General features: G+C 74.0%; 7 protein-coding genes. 1 reads left to right on the forward strand and 6 read right to left on the reverse strand.

Annotation, left to right across the window (positions count from 1 at the left end; genetic code table 11):
* Positions 1-44: 44 nt before the first annotated feature.
* From AB0Q90_RS02810 to AB0Q90_RS02835, 6 genes are all read right to left on the reverse strand, one after another.
* Entirely contained in the window at positions 45-881 is an 837-nt protein-coding gene (locus AB0Q90_RS02810; RefSeq protein WP_365732564.1) for an alpha/beta fold hydrolase, read from the reverse strand.
* Positions 866-1,900: a MupA/Atu3671 family FMN-dependent luciferase-like monooxygenase gene (locus AB0Q90_RS02815; protein WP_363162550.1), complete on the reverse strand. Its 1,035-nt coding sequence runs from the start codon at positions 1,898-1,900 to the stop codon at positions 866-868. Before AB0Q90_RS02815 ends, AB0Q90_RS02810 begins: the two co-directional genes overlap by 16 nt.
* Positions 1,897-8,859, reverse strand: a complete 6,963-nt coding sequence (locus tag AB0Q90_RS02820) for an amino acid adenylation domain-containing protein (RefSeq protein ID WP_363162549.1) — start codon at positions 8,857-8,859, stop codon at positions 1,897-1,899. The genes AB0Q90_RS02815 and AB0Q90_RS02820 overlap by 4 nt, the downstream gene beginning before the upstream one ends.
* Positions 8,860-8,938: 79 nt before the next feature.
* Positions 8,939-12,403 carry an amino acid adenylation domain-containing protein gene (locus AB0Q90_RS02825; RefSeq protein WP_363162548.1) on the reverse strand — a complete coding sequence of 1,155 codons (3,465 nt, stop codon included), beginning with the start codon at positions 12,401-12,403 and terminating at the stop codon, positions 8,939-8,941.
* On the reverse strand, positions 12,400-14,883 hold the full coding sequence (locus tag AB0Q90_RS02830) for a beta-ketoacyl synthase N-terminal-like domain-containing protein (RefSeq protein ID WP_363162547.1): 2,484 nt from the start codon (positions 14,881-14,883) through the stop codon (positions 12,400-12,402). The genes AB0Q90_RS02825 and AB0Q90_RS02830 overlap by 4 nt, the downstream gene beginning before the upstream one ends.
* A gap of 2 nt (positions 14,884-14,885) precedes the next feature.
* Complete coding sequence (locus tag AB0Q90_RS02835) at positions 14,886-18,128, reverse strand: amino acid adenylation domain-containing protein (protein WP_365732565.1); 3,243 nt, start codon at positions 18,126-18,128, stop codon at positions 14,886-14,888.
* Here AB0Q90_RS02835 and AB0Q90_RS02840 point away from each other — a divergent pair.
* Positions 18,127-18,684, forward strand: coding sequence for a hypothetical protein (locus AB0Q90_RS02840; RefSeq protein WP_363162545.1), 558 nt, complete (start codon positions 18,127-18,129; stop codon positions 18,682-18,684). The genes AB0Q90_RS02835 and AB0Q90_RS02840 overlap by 2 nt on opposite strands.
* Positions 18,685-18,696 lie beyond the last annotated feature (12 nt).

Consider the following 18,696-nt stretch of genomic DNA (forward strand, 5'->3'; position numbering starts at 1 on the left):
AGTCTGCTTCGAAGCCCCTTGCGCGGCGGCGGAATTGTTCTCGCTCACAGCTCTGCGCCCTTCTTCTCCGGTGCCGCTCCCGCCGCCTGCCGTACGGCCGAACGCACATCCGCCACCAGGCTTTCGGTGAAACTCTCGACATGGTCGAACAGATAGAAATGGCCACCGGGCCAGGTCCGGATGTCCACGGCTCCTCGGCCTCTCTCGCGCCAGCCCGCCAGCTGCGCCGTGCCGGCCATCGGATCGGCGTCTCCGGAATAGACGGAGATCGGCGTCGCCAGCGGCGGCCCGTCGACGTGCTCATAGGTGTCGACGACCCGCAGATCGCCGCGCAGCACGGAAACCATGTAGTCGACCACGTCCGGCACGGCGAGCATCTCCTCCGGGGTGCCGCCGAGGTCCCGCAGGAATGCCACGAGCCGCTCGCGGGACCACAGATCCCGCCGTCCGAGCCGCCGCCCGGCGACCAGTTGGGGGGCGGGGCTGCCGGAGACGCCGAGCCACACCGGTGCCACGCCTCGCCGCTCCAGCTCTCTGACCAGCTCGTACGCCACGAGTGCGCCGAGGCTGTGGCCGAAGACGGCGATCCGTTCGGCCCCTTGGGCGAGGACGGCGGGTATGAGCCGTTCCACCACTTCCGCCGTGCTGTGGCAGTGGCCCCGGCCCATGGACGCACCCCGGCCCGGCAGTTCCACCGCCAAGGACCGCCAGTTCTCGGGCAGATGGCCGATCAGCGGATAGAAGCTGGCGGCGGAACCTCCCGAATGGTGAATCAGAAAGCAGGCAACTTCCGCTTCTTGAACCGGAATCGGCTGTGCGCCGCGATCCAGCAACTCCCTGAACGTGATGTCACTCGGCAAGACCTTCACAGCTCCTCGCACTTCCGCTTCAGCACCGCAAGATGACGCAGCGCGGCCAGCACCTCGTCCGTCCCCACCCCGAAGTCGATCAGACAGGCGACCTCGTCGATGCCGAGTTCGGCCAACGACTCGACCAGCGGCAGACAGCCGTCGACGGAGCCGATGAGGCAGCGCGAGTGCGCGTATTCCTCGTAGGCGTGGTCCAGCAGCTCCCGCATCGCCGCCTCCGTCGGCTCGCCCGCGCCGGCCGGCTGGGGCGACTTCAGTCCGAAGAGGTTCATGGACGAGCGCATGTACGCGGTCATGGGCGCCCGCGCCGTCTCCAGCGCCGTATGCGCGTCGTCCGTCACGAAGGTGTGGAGCATGAGGGCCACCCGCTCCTGCTCGATGCCGTGGCCGGTCTTCTCCAACGCCTCGCTGTAGTCGGCGAGGTTGTCCTCCAGCCGGTCCCAGGACTGGCCGAGCAGATGGGTCAGGACGCCGCAGCCCAGCTCTCCGGCCAGGGAGAAGGTGCGGGGCGAGCCGGCCGCCGTGATCCACAGCGGGATGTCGTCCTGGCGCGGGCGCGGGTGGGTGCGCACGCTCCACTGCGTGTCGCCGGGCCCTCGCCTGGGCACGGCCTCGCCGGCCCACAGCGCGCGCAGGGCGTGGACGCCGTCGCGCACCAGCTCCTTGTTCCGCTCGAAGTGGTCCGGGGCCAGGACGAAGTCCTGCGGGTTCCAGCCCGAGGCGAGGGCGAGGCCGGAGCGTCCGCCGGAGATCTGGTCGACGACGGCCCATTCCTCGGCGACGCGCAGGGGGTCGTGCAGGGGCAGCACCACGCTCCCGGCCCGCACGCCGACCCGCGAGGTGACGGCGGCGACCGCGGCCGAGGTCACGGCGGGGTTGGGGAAGGGCGCGCCGAAGTCGTGGAAGTGTCGCTCCGGGGTCCACACCGCGGAGAAGCCCTCGTCGTCGGCGATGCGGGCCGCCTCCAGCAGCAGGCGGTACTGCTCGGGCGCGCCCTGCCCGTTGGCGAAGAAGAAGAGGCCGAATTTCATGGCTCCTGCCTGGGGTCGGCCGAGGCCATGAGGTCCTCGGCAGGGGTGTCGGCCTCGAACACGAGGGCGTACAGGGCCGCGCGGTACAGGGCGGGAAGGCGGGCGTCGAGCCGCTCGGCGGGTCCGGCGCCGTACTTGAACCGCGTCCGGAAGGCGGCCGGACCGTCGGCGACCGTGCAGTGCAGGCGCTGCCCGGGAGCCAGTGGGTCGGGGCCCACGGCGGGCAGGCGGCGCCCGCCGAGGCGCAGCTCCTTTCCGTCGTCGCGGGCGTAGTTGAAGACGACGGGCAGGTCCCGGAAGGCGCCGAGCCGCCCGTCGGCCGCGGCGAGATCGCTGTACGGCACGGTGCGGACGGCGTCGATCCGGTGGAAGGCGGTGCGTACGGCCTCCAGCGCGCGGTGCAGCGGCTGGGTGCGTTCCAGCCGGAACGGCAGCGGTACGACGTTGGCGAAGGCGCCGACGGTCCCGTCCAGGTCGGGGTGGACGCGGCCGTCGAGGGCGACCGCGCAGGTGACCTCGTCGGTCCGGCGCGACCAGGCGAGGGCGGTGCAGAAGGCGGTGAGGTGCAGCAGGAACGGTGTGACGCGATGCTCGGTGCAGCCGGTGCGCAGCTGCTGTTGGAGCCGCTCCCCGGGTGTCCAGGAGGTCCGTCCGGCGACGACGCCGTCCGCCTCGGGGCGCAGTACGTCCAGTTCGCCGGGGGCGGCGGGCAGCAGCGACCGCCAGAGGTCGGCCGCCTGCCGGGCGCGTTCGGAGCCGACGAGGGCGCGGCGCCAGGTCGCATAACGCAGGAAGCCGTCGTCGGGCTCGCCGACGGCGTCCGGGTCGTCGTACGCCTCGGCCAGGGCGTGGCACAGGGTGTTCAGGCCGCGCCCGTCCAGGGCGGCGAGGTGCACGGTGAGGGCCAACAGGCCCGTGTCGCCGGGTGCTTGAGCCAGCGCCAGGCGGAACAGGGGGTCGCGGCCGGGGGTGATGGGCACGCGCTGGGCCTCGTCGTGGAGGCGGGCGGCCGGGTCCTGGCCCGCCGGGATCTCGTGCACCGCGATCTCGTGGGGGCGCGCGCCGCGGTCGGGGTCGACGGCCCGGTGCCGGGCGGTCACCGCGTCCGCGGCGGCTCGCAGCCGCGCGGCGTCCAGGGGCCGGCCGGTGTCGAACACGAAGGTCTTCTGGCGGGCGGCCGACGGGGTTCCGTCGACGAGGTCGCTCAGTCCCGGCGGCAGCAGCAGCGGCTCGGCGGCCGGGGGCAGCTCCTCGTGCGGCTCGTCCGAGCGGTCGCGGCCCGTGAGGGCGGCGGTGATTCCGGCGGCGGTCGCGGCCTCGTAGAACTCCCGTACCGAGAGGCGGACGCCGAACTCCTCGCGGACGGCGTGCAGGACGCGGGTGGCGAGCAGGGAGTGGCCGCCGGCGTCGAAGAAGTCCTCGTCCGGGCCGAGGTCCGGGTTCTGCAGGGCCCGTCGGCAGATGGCGAGCACCGAGGACAGGGCACTGCCGTGCGGCTCGGGTTCCGCGGCGGGGGTCCGGGAGGCGCCGGGTGCGGGCAGGCGTGCCGTGTCGACCTTGCCGTTGACGTTGACCGGGAGCCGGTCGAGGACGGTGAAGGAGGCGGGCACCATCGCCGCGGGCAGGGCGGCGCGCAGCCGTGCGCGGGTGCGCTCGGCGATGCCGGGTCCGGCGGTGGTGACCAGGTAGGCGTCGATGCGCTGGTCGCCTTCGTGGCCGCGCACGACCAGGGTGACGTCGTCGAGGCCGGGATCCTTGCGGATCTCGCTCTCCACCTCGCCCAGTTCCACCCGGAAGCCGCGGATCTTGACCTGCCGGTCGCCGCGGCCGAGGAAGCGGACGTCGCCGGAGGGCAGCAGCCGGGCCCGGTCGCCGCTGCGATAGCCGCGGTCGAGGAAGCGTTCCGCGGTCAGCTCCGGCTGCCCCAGGTAGCCGGTGGCCACGCAGACGCCCCCGATGACCAGCTCGCCGACCGCACCGTGCGGTGCGGGCTGTCCGTCGGGGTCGAGGACGGCCAGGGTGACGTTCTGGATGGGCCGCCCGATCGGTGCGTGCCGGGGCCAGGTGTGCGGCGGGCCGGTGAAGCGGTAGGAGGTGACGACGTGTGTCTCGGCCGGGCCGTAGTTGTTGATGAGGCGGCAGTCCGGCAGGGCCTCGAAGAAGGCGATCACGGACTCGCTCAGCCGGAGCTGTTCGCCGGTGGAGGCGATCTCCGTCAGGGAGGCGAAGGCGGAGGTGTCCGTGGCGAAGCGGGCGGCGAGCGCGTGCAGCAGGGAGACCGGCACGATCGCCTTCTGCACCCGCTGCCCGCGTACGAAGTCCGCCAGCAGGTCGTGGTCGTGCTTGGTCTCCTCGTCGGCGATGTGCAGCGATCCTCCCGAGCACAGGGCGCCGAACATCTCGTGGAAGGCGGCGTCGAAGCCGAAGGAGGCGAGCTGCAGCCACCTGCGGGCGGCACGGTGGCCCTCGGTCTCCCAGTGCATGAGGTTGGCCAGCGCCCGGTGCGGGAAGTGGATGCCCTTCGGCCGTCCGGTCGTCCCGCTGGTGTACGTCAGGTAGGCGCCCACGTTCGGGTCCACGTCGTCCCCGGCCGCGGCCCGGGCGGCGCCGCGCAGGGCGGTGATGTCCGGAAGTTCCAGCGGGGTCGCGCCGTGCGCGAACCGGGCGTCCGCCGCGCGGGTGCACAGCACCAGGCGGGCGCCGCAGTCCTGCGCCATCACCGCGAGCCGCTGCCCGGGGTGGGTGAGGTCGAAGGGCACGGGGGTGGCCCCGGCGCGCAGCACGCCCAGGATCGCCGCCACGACGGGCACGCCCCGGTCCATGGCGATGCCCACGCTCTCGCCGGTCCGGACGCCGCGTTCGGCGAGCAGTTCGGCCACGCCGATGGAGATCCGGTCGAGGGTGCCGTACGACAGGGAGGTACGGCCGTCGGTGACGGCGAGCCGGTCGGGGCGGGCGGCGGCCAGGCCGGCGAAGACGGCGTGCACCGGGCGCCGCGGCACGGGCACGGTCGGGCCGGTCAGCGCGGCGGCTGTGCGTGCGGCCGCGGCGGGCGGTTCGGCGGGGATCTCACGCAGCGGGCGGTCCGGGGCGCGGGTGAGGGTGTCGAGCAGGAAGGCGAAGGACTCCTGCCAGGCGGCGACCGTCTCCCGGCCGAAGCGGTCGGTGGCGTACAGGAACCGGCCCGCGATGGCCCCGTCGCGGGCGAACCACCAGTCGAGGGACAGCTCGTAGGGGCTGGTGTGCCGGTCGAAGGGCAGCGGGCGGCGTTCCAGGCCGGGTGGGGGTTCGGCGCCGCCCGCGTCCAGGCTGAGCATGTTGAACAGCACCTGGAAGAGGGGGGTGCCCTGCGGGTCGCCGCCGCCGGTGAGGTGCCGGGTGACCACCTCGACGGGCAGGTCCTGGTGGTCCAGGCCGGCCGTGACGCGTTCGGCGAGCCGGCGCACCAGCGAGCCGAAGTCGGGGGCGTCGCCGGTACTGGCCCGGATCGCCAGGGTGTTGACGAAGTTGCCGATGAGATCGCGGGTCCCGGGCCGGTGCCGGCCGGAGACCGGCACGCCGACGACCAGGTCCGGTCGCCCGCCGAGCCGGGCCAGCAGCACCGCGAAGGCGGCGAACACCACCACGAACGGGGTGGTGTCCAGCCGTTCGGCCAGCTCCCGCACCTGCCGGGACAGGCCGGCGGGGAGGCTGAAGTCGAGCAGGTCGCCGCGGTAGCCGCGGGCGGCGGGCGGCTCCTCGCCGGGCAGCTGGAGCGGCTCGGGCAGGTCGGCCAACTCCTTGAGCCAGAACCGGAGTTGGCGGTCGGCGTCCGGGGAGGCGAGCCATCCGGTGACGGACCGGGCGTGGGCGGCCAGGAGTCCGTCGATCGCGGGCAGGGCGGCGGACGTGCCGGTGGTGCGCCGGGTGTAGCAGGCGTACAGGTCGCGCAGCAGGACGCCGGTGGAGTGGGCGTCGGCGCAGATGTGGTGCACGGACAGCGCCAGTACGTTGCGGTCGGGGCCGAGCGAGAAGAGGCGGGCGGCGAGGACCGGGGCCCGGTCCAACGGCAGCCTCAAGTCGAGGAGTTCGGCGACGGCGGCGCGCAGCGCCGGTTCGTCCGCGACGGGGACGACGGGCAGTTCCACCGGGACCGAGGGCAGGATCTCCTGGGTCGCGCCGTCCACGGTGGTGGCGAACACCGCGCGCAGGCTCTCGTGCCGGGCCACGACGTCGGCGAGCGCGCCGCGCAGCGCCGCCACGTCCAGGGGTCCGCGCAGGTCGGCGAGGACCGGCACGTTGTAGGCCTCCCCCGCCCCGTCGATCTCGTCGAGGAACAGGAACCGTTCCTGCTGCGGGGTCAGCGGCAGCACCCCGTCGGCCGGCAGCGCCCCGCCCGTCTGCGGCTCCGGTGGCGCCAGGTCCGCGGCCAGCCGGGCCAGGGTCTGCGGTGTGGGCTCGCGCAGGAAGCTGCCCAGCGGCACGCTCGCCCGCAGCCGCGAGCCCGCCATGGCGACGACCCGGGTGGCCAGCAGCGAGTCGCCGCCGAGCCCGAACAGATCGTCGTCGGGGGCGACTTCGTCGACGCCGAGGCACTGGGCGAAGATCTCGACGGCCTGCGCCAGGAAGCCGTCCCCGGCCGGTTCCTCGCTCTCGGCCCGCTGCGCCGGGCGGGGCTCCAGCCAGTGCCGCTGCCGGTCGAAGGGGTACCGGGGCACGTCCACGACCCGGCCGCCGTCGGCGTCCGCCGACCCGTCGAGGTCCTCCACCAGCCCCAGCGCCCAGCCCCGGCCCAGGCGCGCCGTCAGGCAGGTCTCGTCGACAGCGAGGGCCGACCCGAAGGAGTCCGGTACGCCGGTTCCGGGCAGGCCGTCCGCCGAGCCGAGCCGGATCAGCGCACGCACGCGGGGCGGCAGCACACGGCGGCCCGCGGCGACGGGACGCCCCCCGAGGTCGGGCACCTGCCCGGCCGGGAAGACTTCGGTGCCGTCCTCGTCGTAGCAGGGTATGTCCGCCGTACGCGGCTCGACGCGGCGCAGGCTCTCGGCGAGTGGGATGCCGCGGGCGAGGCCCGCCAGCGCTGCGGCGAGGTCGTCCTCGGCCAGCGCGCCGGCCAGGACCGCGGCGGCGGGCCGAGTCACCGGGCCTGCCACGAGGGCGCGCGGCGCCGCACCGCGGTGCTCGGCCCAGACGGCGGCCTCGCCCAGGCACAGCACGGCGGCGACCAGCTCCGCGGGCCCCTCCTCGGCCAGCAGGTCGAGTGCCTGCCGCACCTCGCTCCCCCGGGCCGCTGCCCACGGCCCGGCCAGCCGCTCGGCCGTCCGGCGGAACGCGGGCTCATCGGCGAGGAGTTCCCGCAGCACCCGCGGGTCCGCCGCACCGTGCCGCAGCACGAACGCACACGACGCCCGGCCGGTGGGGGTCAAGTCGCCGTCGAGTACGACCGGTTCGGTGCCCGGCGTCCACAGCAGGGCGCGCCGGTACGGCAGGACCGCGTGCCCCCGGGCGAGGGTGTACGCCACGTCGCGGACACCTTCCGGGGTTTCGTCCGCGAGCCGTTCGCGCAGGCTCTTCTCCCAGGCGTCCAGGGCGGTGCGGGAGGCGGCCGAGAAGGGCAGCAGCTGTGCGCCGGTCGGCGCCGGGGCGGGCCGGGTCGGCGGGGCGGGCGCTTCCTCGACCAGCAGGTGGACGTTGGTGCCGCCCACGCCGAAGGAGCTGACGCCGGCCAGGAGCGGGCGCGGGCCGTCCCACTGCTCGCGTTGCCCGATCACGCGGAACGGCGAAGTGGCGAAGTCGATGTGCGGGCTGGGTTCCTCGCAGCCGAGGGTCGGGGGCAGTTCACGGTGGCGCAGCGCGAGCACCACCTTGATCAGTCCGGCGATGCCGGAGGCGGAGTCGGTGTGGCCGATGGCCGACTTCACCGACCCGATCCCGCAGAATCCGCGCTCCTCGGTGGTCTCCCGGAAGGCCTCGGTGAGGGCGCTGACCTCGATGGGGTCGCCGAGGGCGGTGGCGGTGCCGTGTGCCTCCACGTAGGAGACGCGGTCGGCCGTGACGCCCGCGAGCTGGTGCACGGAGGCGATCAGCTCGGCCTGGCCTTCGGCGCTGGGGGCGGTGTAACTGCTCTTGCGGGCGCCGTCGTTGTTGAGGTCACTGGCGCGGATGACGGCCAGCACCCGGTCGCCGTCGGCCAGGGCGTCCTCAAGGCGGCGCAGCACGACGACGCCGACGCCGCTGGCGAACACGGTGCCCGCCGCCTGGGCGGAGAAGGGCCGACAGCGGCCGTCGGGTGAGCCGATGCCGCCGTCGACATGGGGGTAGCCGAGGTCGGTGGGTTTGATCGCGGCGCCGCCCGCGACCGCCGCGTCCGTCTCGTAATCCAGCAGGGCGCGGCAGGCGTGGTGCACGGCGGCCAGGCCGGAGGAGCAGGCGCAGTCGATCGCGACGCTCGGGCCGGTCAGGCCCAGCCGGTAGGAGACGCCGGTCGCGGTGAACCCGCGGTCGTTGCCCATCAGGACGCGATGCCAGCCCAGGCTCTGTGTCACCTCGGGGTGGTGCATGACGTGGTGGAGCAGGTAGTCGGAGTGGTTCAGGCCGAGGAACACGCCGACGGCGCCCTTGAAGGAGCCGGGGTCGAGGGCCGCGTCGTGCAGGGCGTGGACGGTGGTCTCCAGCAGGAAGCGCTGCTGCGGGTCGGTGGCGGCGGCCTCGGCCGGGGTCAGGCCGAAGTAGCCCGCGTCGAACAGGGCGGGGTCGGCGAAGGGTTTACGGAAGGCGACGTACGACGGGTCGCTGCGGGCCCGTTCCAGCAGGCCCGCGCGTTCGAGTTCCTCTTCGGGCACGGCCTCGCGCGGCTCCACGCCGTCCCGGAGCAGCTCCCAGAACGCGCCGGGCGAGTCGGCTCCGGGGAAGCGGCAGGCCATACCGGTGATGGCGACGGCCGGGGCGTCGGTGTCGTGGTCGGGAAGGTCGGCAGCCAAGGCTTCTGCTCCGGGGGCGGGGCAACACCGCCGTGGGGAGGGGTGTGCCGGACGGTCGGGGGTCGGGGTCGGTGGCCTGTCAGTCCGGCTCGCTCGCGGGTGCCGCCGCGCGGCGCTGCTGTTTGCGCAGGACCTGCTGTCGGCGCCGCAGTTGGGCCTCGCGCCGGGCGGCCGGTGCCGCGGTTCGGCCGGCGTTCGCCGTCCCGGAGCGGTCCGTGCCGCTGAGGTGGGAGGCGTACGCCCGGACGGTCGGGTAGCGGAAGAGGTCGACGATGCGGGCGTCCTCGCGGACGTGGGCGCGGACCTCGGTGAGCAGCCGGGCCACGAGGATGGAGGAGCCGCCGGACTGGAAGAAGTCGTCGGCCGGGCCCACGTTCTCGTCGCGCAGTACCGACCGCCAGACGTCCAGCAGGCGTCTTTCCAGGTCGTTGCGGGGCTCGGGGGCGGTGTGGTCGCGGGCGGCGGTGAGCCGGACCGGCGGCAGGGCCTTGCGGTCGGTCTTGCCGCTGGTCGTGGTGGGCAGGGTGGTGCGGGAGACGTAGGCGGCCGGGAGCATCTGGTCCGGCAGCAGGCCGGCGAGGCCGGCGCGCAGCGTCGCCTCGTCGGGTTCCGCGCCGGGGTGGGGCACGAAGTGGGCGACCAGGACCGCGCGTTCGCCGTCGCGCTGCACGCACACGGCCGCCTGCGCGACCGAGTCCAGCGAGTTCAGCGCGTGCTCGATCTCCTCCAGTTCGATGCGGTAGCCGTTGACCTTCACCTGGTTGTCGACGCGGCCGACGAGTTCGATGTCGCCGCCGGGCAGCAGGCGGGCGATGTCGCCGGTGCGGTAGACGGGTCCGCCCGGGTGGACGGCGGGCAGGTGGGGGAAGCGCTCGGCGGTCAGCTCGGGCCGGCCGGCATAGCCGCGGGCCACACCGGCGCCCGCGAGGACGAGTTCGCCGTACATGCCGACCGGGACGGGGTTAAGGCCGGCGTCCACGATGTGGGCGGCGGTGTTGGCCAGCGGGCGGCCGACGAGGATCTGGTCGGCGTCGGCCGGGACCTCCCAGTACGTCGACCAGACGGTGGTCTCTGTGGGCCCGTACATGTTGAGGACGCGCGGAATGCCGAGCCCCTTCAGCCGTGCGGCCAGCGTCCGGTCGAGGGGTTCCCCGCCGACCATCAGCACGTCGAGCCGGGCGAGGGCCTCCTCGGCGCCGGGCAGGGCGAGGACGCCGCGCAGCAGGGTGGGGGTGGCCTGGAGCGCGGTCGCGCCTTCCCGGACGACGAGTTCGGGGACGGTGGCGGGCTCGGCGCCGTCGGTGGTGTCCTGGCGCAGGCTCTCGGCCGTCTCGGCGAGCACCACGGGCACGCCCCGGGCCAGGGTCCACAGCAGCTCGACCACGGCGATGTCGAAGGTGACGCCGGTGACGGCCAGCCAGACGGCGGGGTCGGGCAGCGCGACCGCCTCGTCCAGGGCGATGAAGAGGTTGTTCAGGTTGCCGTGCGTGACCTCCACCCCCTTGGGCTGCCCGGTGGAGCCGGAGGTGAAGATGACGTAGGCCGCGGCCCCGGGGTCCGGCTCGGGGAGGCCCGCGGTGCCCGGGGCGGTGAGCAGCGCGGCCGCGTCCAGGTGCCGGCCGGGGAAGTCCGGGCACCGGCCCGTGTAGGGCGCGGCGGTGACGAGGGCGGTGCAGTCGGCCGAGTCGAGCATGGCCGCGAGCCGCGCGTCGGGGGCGGTGCCGTCCAGCGGGACGTAGGCGCAGCCCGCGCGCAGGACGCCGAGCAGGACCGCGACGAGCTCGGGCGATCTGGGCACCAGGACGGCCACGCGTGCCCCGGGCCGCAGCCCCGCCGCGTGCAGGCCCGCCGCCACCGACTCGGCGCGCCGGGCGAGTTCGGCGCCGGACACGCTCCGGCCGCGGAAGGTGACGGCCGGTGCGTCTCCGCGCTCGCGCAGCCGTCGCAGGACGGTCTCCTCGGCCCGGCCGGCGGGCACGGGGCGGGCCGTGGCGGCGTTCCAGCCGGCGATGAGCCGTTCGCTGTCGGGGTCGGTCAGGCGCAGGGTGTTCAGCGGGGCGTCCGGGTGGGCGCACATCTGCTCCACCAGGTGCCGGAACCAGCCGGTGAAGCGCCGCGCGTCGTCCTCGTCGAACAGGGTGTCGCTGTGCAGGAGCAGGCCCTTGAGGCCGTCGCCGTCCTCGCGCAGCTTGAACATCAGGTCGTACTGGGCGGAGTAGAAGGGCGTGTCGGCGGCCGTGGCCCGCACACCGGGCAGCGTGAACTCCTCGCCCGGGTAGGTCTGCAGGATGAAGATCGTCTGGAAGACCGGGGAGTGCGAGCTGCTCCGCTCGGGCGCCACCGCCTGCACGACCTGGTCGAACGGCAGGTCCTGGTGGGCGAAGGCGTCGAACGCGGTGCGCCGGGTCCGCGCGAGGTGCTCGCGTACGGTCCGGGTCTCGTCGATCCGGCTGCGTACGGTGATGGAGTTGAAGAACAGGCCGAGGGTGAACTCCAGCGCCGCGTAGGGCCGGTTGGCCAGCGGGCTGCCGACGGCGATGTCGTCCTGGCGGGTCATCCTCGACAGCAGCAGGGAGTACGCGGCCATGAAGGCGCCGTACAGCGTCGTCCCGGTCTCGGCGCACAGCTCGCGGGCCCTGGCCAGGAACGCGGCGTCGTAGCGGAAGGTGTGTGCGGAGCCGCGGTAGCTCTGGACGGCCTCGCGCTGCCGCGAGGGCACCAGTTCCAGCAGGGGTGGCAGGTCGGCGAGCGTGCTGCGCCAGTAGTCGCGCTGGCGGCGGGCGAGGTCGCTGCCGAGCCACTGGCGTTCCCAGACCGCGTAGTCGGCGTACTGCACGGACAGTTCGGGCAGGCGGGGGCGGCGGCCTGCGCGGCGGGCCGCGTACAGCTCCGACAGTTCCTTCTTGATCAGGCCGGTCGACCAGCCGTCGGAGACGACGTGGTGCTGGGTGACGACGAAGGTCCACCGCCTCGCGCCGGTGCGCAGCAGGTCGAAGCGGATGAGCGGGGCCGTGGCCAGGTCGAAGCGGGTGGCTACGGCGTCGAAGAGGGCCTCGTCCCGTGCGCCGGGTGTGTCGGTCCGCCGCACGGAGAAGACGGCGGGGCAGTCGTCGTGGACGGTCTGGTACAGGCCGTCGGGGGTCTCGGTCAGGGCCGTGCGCAGGATCTCGTGGCGGCGCACCAGGTCCTCGGCGGCGCCGCGCAGCGCGTCCTCGTCGAGGTCGCCCTCCAGGTCACTGGCGAAGTACATGTTGTAGACGGGCAGTTCGGTCGCCGTCTGCTCGACCAGCCACAGCCGGTGCTGGGCGTAGGAGGCCGGGATGGGTGCCCGCCGGTCCACGCGTTCGATGCGCACACCGCGCCGGTACTGCTCCTCCTCGTACTCCCGGAAGAACTCCAGGATCTCCTCGCGCCGGCCGCGGATGGCGTCCTTGACGCCGTCGGTCAGGACGCCTTCGGGGGCGGAGACGGCGAGCCTGCCGTCGGCCGGGGTCACCTGGATGCCGCGCGCGGCCAGATCGTCGAGAAAGCGGGTGACGTTCACAGTTCCACGGTCTCCCTCGTGTGGTCCGGCACGGCGGTCGAGGCGGCGTAGACACGCATCGCGGCGATCTCGTCCTCGACGAGCCGCGCCATTCCGGCCAGCGTGTCGGCGTCCAGGAGGTCACCGAGGGAGACGCGTACCTCGAACCTCTCCCGGATCCGTGTCATGACCTGCGCGGCGAGCAGGGAGTGGCCGCCGAGGGCGAAGAAGCCGTCGTCCAGCCCGACTTCGGGCACGCCGAGCACCGTCCGCCAGATGGCGGCGAGTTCGGTCGGCACGTCGGCCGTTCCCGAGGCAGACGCGGGCACGGGCACCGGCACCGGCACCGGCACCGGCGCGGTACGAATCCCCCAGTGCCGCACCTCCTCAAACGGGTAGCCCGGCAACGGCACCCGGCGCCCGCCCTCGGTGCCGGACAGCCGCTCCCAGCGCACGTCGGCGCCGCGTTCCCAGCAGTGCGCCAGCAGTCGCAGCCAGGTGTCCCGGTCGGCCGCGGCGGCCACGATGTCCGGGCAGTGCGCCGGGAGCAGCCCCGCGTCCTCGCCCATCACCACGGCGCGGGTCAGCTCCAGGACGTGGTCGGCCGAGGGGGCCCGGTCCGGGCCGAACTCCTCCCCCAGGACCGGCGCGTGGACGGCGAAGGCCGGCGGGGCGAGGGTGCAGGCCCGCAGCTCCCGTTCGGTCTCCAGCAGCAGCCGCTCGCACGCGCTCAGATCGCCGCCCGCCGAGGCCAGCGCCTTCAGGTGCCGGGTGGCACAGCGCAGCGCCACGTCGCGGGGCAGGGCGCCGGCCTGACCGAGGGCCAGGAACTCGCCGCCGTTCACGGCGGTGATGGCGTGGGGGTGTATACCGAGGGCGGCCAGGGAGTCGAGCAGTTCGTACACGCCGCCGTCCAACTCCGACTGGGTCAGCGGGAGTTGGATGCCCAGGACCAGTCGGTCCTCGATCTCCGCATCGCCCCGCCGGTCGCGCAGCGCGTCGGCGAGGCCTGCGCGTGAGGAGGCCACCCATGCCCGGCGTACCGGGTGTGGGGTACGGCCCTGCTGGAGGGTGTGGGCGGTGTCCAGCAGGGAGGGGCCGGGCGCGGTCACGGCCGCGGCCAGGCGCTCACGCAGCCGGTCGAGCGCCTGCGGGGTGTGGGCGGAGAGCGGGAAGACGCGTGGTTCGCCCTCGTCCCCGGCGGCGGCCCGGGCGGACGGCCGCGGCGGTTCCTCCAGTACGAGGTGGGCGTTGGTGCCGCCGACGCCGAGCGCGGTGACGGCAGCGCGCCGGGGATGTCCGGTCAGCGGCCAGGGATGGGCGTCGGTGCTGACGTAGAGGCCGCTGTCGCCGACGTCGATCAGGGGGTTGAGTCTGTCGTGCCCCACGGTCGCGGGGATCGTGCCCTCGCGGACGGCGAGCACAGTCTTGAGAAGTCCCGCCATTCCGGCGGCGGTGTCCAGGTGTCCGACGGACGACTTCACGGCGCCCACGGCGCAGGGTGTGCTCGCGCCGAGCCGTTCCCGGGCCTCGCGCAGGGCTGCCAGCTCGACCGGGTCGCCGAGCGGCGTTCCGGTGCCGTGCGCCTCGACGTAGCCGATGGTCGCGGCCTCGACGCCGGCGTCGGTGAGCGCGGCGATCACGACGTCGCGCTGGCCGCGCACGCTGGGTGCGGCGAAGCTCTGGCGGTCGGAGCCGTCGTTGTTGAGGGCGGAGCCGCGGATCACCGCGTGGACGGTGTCGCCGTCGCGCTCCGCGTCGGCGAGCCGTTTGAGGACGACGACGCCCACGCCGCTGCCGGGCACGGTGCCGTGGGCCCGCGCGTCGAACGGACGCAGTGCGCCGTCGGCGGACATCACGCCGCCGTCGTGGGCCCGGTAGCCGTGGTGCTGCGGGAGCTGGACGGAGACGGCGCCGGCCAGGGCGAGGGTGCACTCCCCGGCGAGCAGGCTGCGCCGGGCGAGGTGCACGGCGGTCAGCGAGGTGGAGCACAGGCTGCTGACGAAGACGCTGGGGCCGCGCAGGTCAAGGTGGTACGAGACGCGCAGGGGCAGTGCCGCGGGCGCGTCGGACATGCCGCGCGGAGCCCGGTTCTCGGGCAGCAGGGCGACGTAGCGGTTCTCGCCGGTGCCACAGAACACGCCGACCCGGCGGTCGTCGCCGCGGCCTGCCCAGCCGGCGTGCTCCAGGGCGTGGACCGCCTCCTGGAGGAAGAGGCGGTGCTGTGGGTCCATGGCGGCCGCCTCCGCCGGGGGGATGCCGAAGTAGGCGGCGTCGAACAGGTCGACGCCGTCGAGTGCGCCGGCGACGGGCACGTAGTCCGGGTCGGCGCGGACCTGCGGGGGCACTCCCTTGGCGTCCAGTTCGTCCGCCGCCGACGGGGTCAGGGCGGTCCGGCCCGCCAGGAGCGCGGACCAGTAGGCGTCGATGTCCGGTGCTCCGGGGAAGCGGCAGGCCATGCCGACGATCGCGACGGGCTGCGGGTCCTGCACGGGGTTCATGCTCATCCTTCGTCGCTCTCGACGCCGCTCACCGCGCGCGCGACGGCGGCCACGGTCGGGTACTTGAACAGGTCCGTCACCGAGATTCCGGCCGCCGTCTCCGTTCTGAGCCGCCGGTGCAGTCGGATCAGGGTCAGGGAGGTGCCGCCCAGTTCGAACAGGCTCCGGTCGCGGGGCACCCGCTCGGGATCGGTGCCCAGGACCTCGGCCCACAGTTCGGTGAGCCGGCGTTCGAGGTCCGTGCGCGGGCCGCTGCCCGGCGAGGCCGCCCGCCCCGTCTCGGGCGGCGGGAGGGCCCGCAGGTCCGCCTTGCCGGTGGCGGTCACCGGCATGTCGGGCAGGGTCATGACATGCGTGGGCAGGTGCTCGGGCGGGAGGCTCTCGGCGAGATGGCCGCGTACGTCGACCGGTGCGCCGCCGGCGCGCGGGACGACGTAGGCGATCAGCGCGTCCGGTGCCTCGGGCCGCACCGTCACCACGGCGTCGCGCACGCCCGGGTGCTCCAGCAGCAGGTTGCGGATGCCGTCCAGGTCCACGCGCAGGCCGCGGACCTTGACCTGGGCGTCCTCGCGGCCGTGGAAGTCCAGCACACCGTCGGTCCGGAAGGAGGCGAGGTCCCCGGTCCGGTAGAGCCGGGCCCGGGGGTCGTCGGTGAACGGGTGCGGGACGAACCGTTCGGCGGTCTGCTCCGCGCGGCCCGCGTAGCCGAGGGCCAACGGCAGCCCGCCGATGCACAGTTCGCCCACGAAGCCCGGCGGCAGCAACTGGCCGCCGGGGCCGAGGACATAGGCCTGCGCACCGGGGACGGGACGGCCGATCGGCTCCGCGGCGTCCCGCGCCCCGCCCGGTACGCAGGTGTGGGAGGTGACGTCGATGGCGGTCTCGGTCGGGCCGTAGAGGTTGACCACCTGCGCACCGCTGTCGCGCCGCACGGTCTCGGCGACCCGTGCGTCGAGCGGCTCCCCGCCCGCGAACACCCAGCGCAGTGCGGTGCCTTCGGCCCACGCCTCCTCGGCCAGGACCGCCTTGAGCACGGTCGGCACGAACTGCGCCACGGTCACCGCGTACCGGCGCATCTCGTGCACCATCAGCGCCGGGTCCCGGTGCGCCTGCGGGGGCGCCACGACCACGGCGGCGCCCAGCGTCAGCGGCGCCAGGTACTCCCACAGCGAGGCGTCGAAGACCGGCGGCGTCTTGAAGTAGAAGCGGTCCTCGGCGCCGAAACCGAACTCGGTGCGCTTCCACCGGAGGTTGTTGGCCAGCGCCCGGTGCGGGACGACGACCGCCTTGGGCAGGCCGGTGCTGCCCGAAGTCGTGATGACATAGGCGGGATCCGCCCCGCCCGTCGTCCGGTCCTCGAACTCCGGGGCGGGCCCGGCGGTGTCCCAGGCGACGGCCGTGAGCCCGTCCGGCAGTCCGGCGGCTTCCTCGTCCGCTACGACGGCGGCGGCCGCGCCCGAGTCCGCCAGCACGAACGAGCGGCGGCGCACCGGCTGGTCGAGGTCGACGGGCAGGAAGGCCAGGCCGCACCTCAGCGCGGCCAGGGCAGCGGCCACGAACCGGGCCGACCTGGGCAGGCACAGGGCCACGACGCTCCCGGCCGGGAGGTCCAGCGCGGCGAGCCGCCCGGCCAGGGAGCGGGACGTCAACTCCAGTTCCCCGTAGGTGATCTCGCGCCCTTCCTCGATCAGGGCGGTCCGCTCGGGAGCGGCTCGGGCCTGCCGTACGAACGCGGCCGGAACGTGCTCGGCGGCGGGCGCGCCGGGCGCCGCGTTCCAGGTGTCCAGCACGAGCGACCGGTCGGCGCGCCCGATGAGCTCCACCCCGAGCGCGGGACCGTCCCAGCCGTCGGCGATCCGACCGAGCACCACCTCGAAGGCGCGCGCGAGACGCTCCGCGGTGGCAGGTGGATACACCGCGGGATCGAAGTCCAGACGTGCCGTGATCCGCTCCTCACCCAGCTCGACGGCCAGCATCAGCTCCGACTTGGCGTCGCGCGGGGTGAGCGGGCGGCGCTCCGCCTGCACACCGCGCAGGTGCAGCTCCTCGCCGCCCTCGCTGACGGACAGCATCGGCGGCAGCACGGCCCCGCCCCCGCCGAGCGTCCGCAGCCGGGCCCACAGCTGCTCCAGCGACGCCCCTTGATGCTCCAGGCAGTCGAAGAGCGAGTCCTGTACGGCCGCCAGATACGCGGGCAGGGTGCGCCCCGCTCGTGACGGGCAGCGGAAGACCAGCAGGTCGGTGAAGAGGCCGACGACTTGGTCGTACTCGGACCGCCGCCAGTCCACCGCAGGGTAGGAGACGACGACGTCGTCGGAGCGCAGGAAGTGCTGGAGCGTCAGGGAGAAGGCGGACAGCAGGAGGGTGAAGGGAGTGGTCCGCAGCCGCTCGGCGGCCCGTGCCGGATCCGTCCCGAGGGAGACCGGCACGGACGCATGGGGAGCCGGTGCGGCTGCCGTGTCACGGCCGGTCGGGAGGGTCTCCAGGTCGGCCACCAGGCGGCCCCAGAAGTCGGCGCTCGCCCGGCCCTCGGCGGAGGCGTCCAGGGCGCGCTGCCGATGGACGTAGTCGAAGTAGCCGTCGGCCGGCGCGTGGTCGTCGAGTCCGTCCAGCGCCGCGGCGTAGGCCTCGCCCAAGTCCCGTAGCAGCAAGGGGATCGACGGTGCGTCCGTCGCCACGTGATCGAAGACCAGGAGCAGGACGGCGGTCTGCGGGGCGAGTTGGAAGAGGTCGGCGCGCAGTCGGCAGGTCGCGTCGGCGGGGAAGGGGGCCGAGGCCGCGTCCTCGATCCGTTTGTCCAGCTCGTCCCGTGTCACCTCGTGCACGCGCAGGATGTCGTCCGGCATGTCGCAGACACGCTGCCGTACCTCGCCGTCGGCTCCGTGTCGGATCGCGACGCGGAGCACGGAATGCCGCCGCAGCACCCGCAGCAGCGCCTCGGCCAGCGCCTCCCGATGCAGGGCGCCGGAAAGGGCGTAGACGACAGGAACGTTGTAGAGGTCGCCTTCCGGTTGGAGCTGCCGCGCCAGCCACACGGCTTCCTGCTGTCGGGACAGCGGAAATGCACGTGCGTCAGCCGGAAAGGAATCGGACATCCCATCCCCCGCGTTTCCCAGGCAATCAGTTGATGACTGGAGCCCCACTGTTACTGCCCAGAAACCACGATCCGCTCTACCGGACCTGGAGCGCCGGTCGAGCTTCGCCCACGACGCCGGCCGCAACCGCAGCTGACATAGTGTCGCCATGGGCAACTCACATGCGCATCCGGTGTTCCGGACGGCGGACCTCGCGGCCGCGGTGAGCACGGCCCGGCAGTTGATCGACCTGGCCGACTCGACGGACGGCGAGGTGAGCTTCGAGGCCACGGTGTCCGGGGCGCGGGAGCTGGAACGGCTGAGGGCCTGTATGCCGCCGGTCACCGAATTCGGATACGGGCAGAGTCCGGCGATCCAGCCGGCCACCGGCGCCACGTCCGTGAGTCCTTTTCCCATGTTTGTGTCGTGGACGGCCCAGCCCGTGGGAAAGCTGGAGGACCTGTTCGCCGCCGCCGTCGGGAAATGCCCGGCAACTCTCGTGTGGAGCCGGCTGCGCTGGCCGGCGGTGCCCGCGCTGCGCCTGCCCGCGGAGGACGAGCACGCGCATGTCTCCCTCTCCGCCAATTCCCGGCAGCTCCACTGGGACGAACCCGCCCCCGATCACACCGTCTACATCCATGACCGGCAGGGGTCGTATCTGCGCCCTCAGTGGCTTGCGGAACAGATCGGACTGCACCTCATCGGGCCTCCCCGGCTGGCGCAGTGAGCGTCGGCGTGC

Origin of the sequence: Streptomyces sp. NPDC079141 (assembly GCF_040686775.1) — a bacterium.
In the GTDB taxonomy this organism is placed as follows: Bacteria; Actinomycetota; Actinomycetes; order Streptomycetales; family Streptomycetaceae; genus Streptomyces.

Excerpts from the sequence above, each read along its gene's own strand:
- AB0Q90_RS02830 (WP_363162547.1), bottom strand. The coding sequence starts at position 14,883 with ATGAACCCCGTGCAGGACCCGCAGCCCGTCGCGATCGTCGGCATGGCC.
- AB0Q90_RS02815 (WP_363162550.1), bottom strand. The coding sequence starts at position 1,900 with ATGAAATTCGGCCTCTTCTTCTTCGCCAACGGGCAGGGCGCGCCCGAG.
- AB0Q90_RS02840 (WP_363162545.1), top strand. The coding sequence starts at position 18,127 with ATGGGCAACTCACATGCGCATCCGGTGTTCCGGACGGCGGACCTCGCG.
- AB0Q90_RS02835 (WP_365732565.1), bottom strand. The coding sequence starts at position 18,128 with ATGGCGACACTATGTCAGCTGCGGTTGCGGCCGGCGTCGTGGGCGAAG.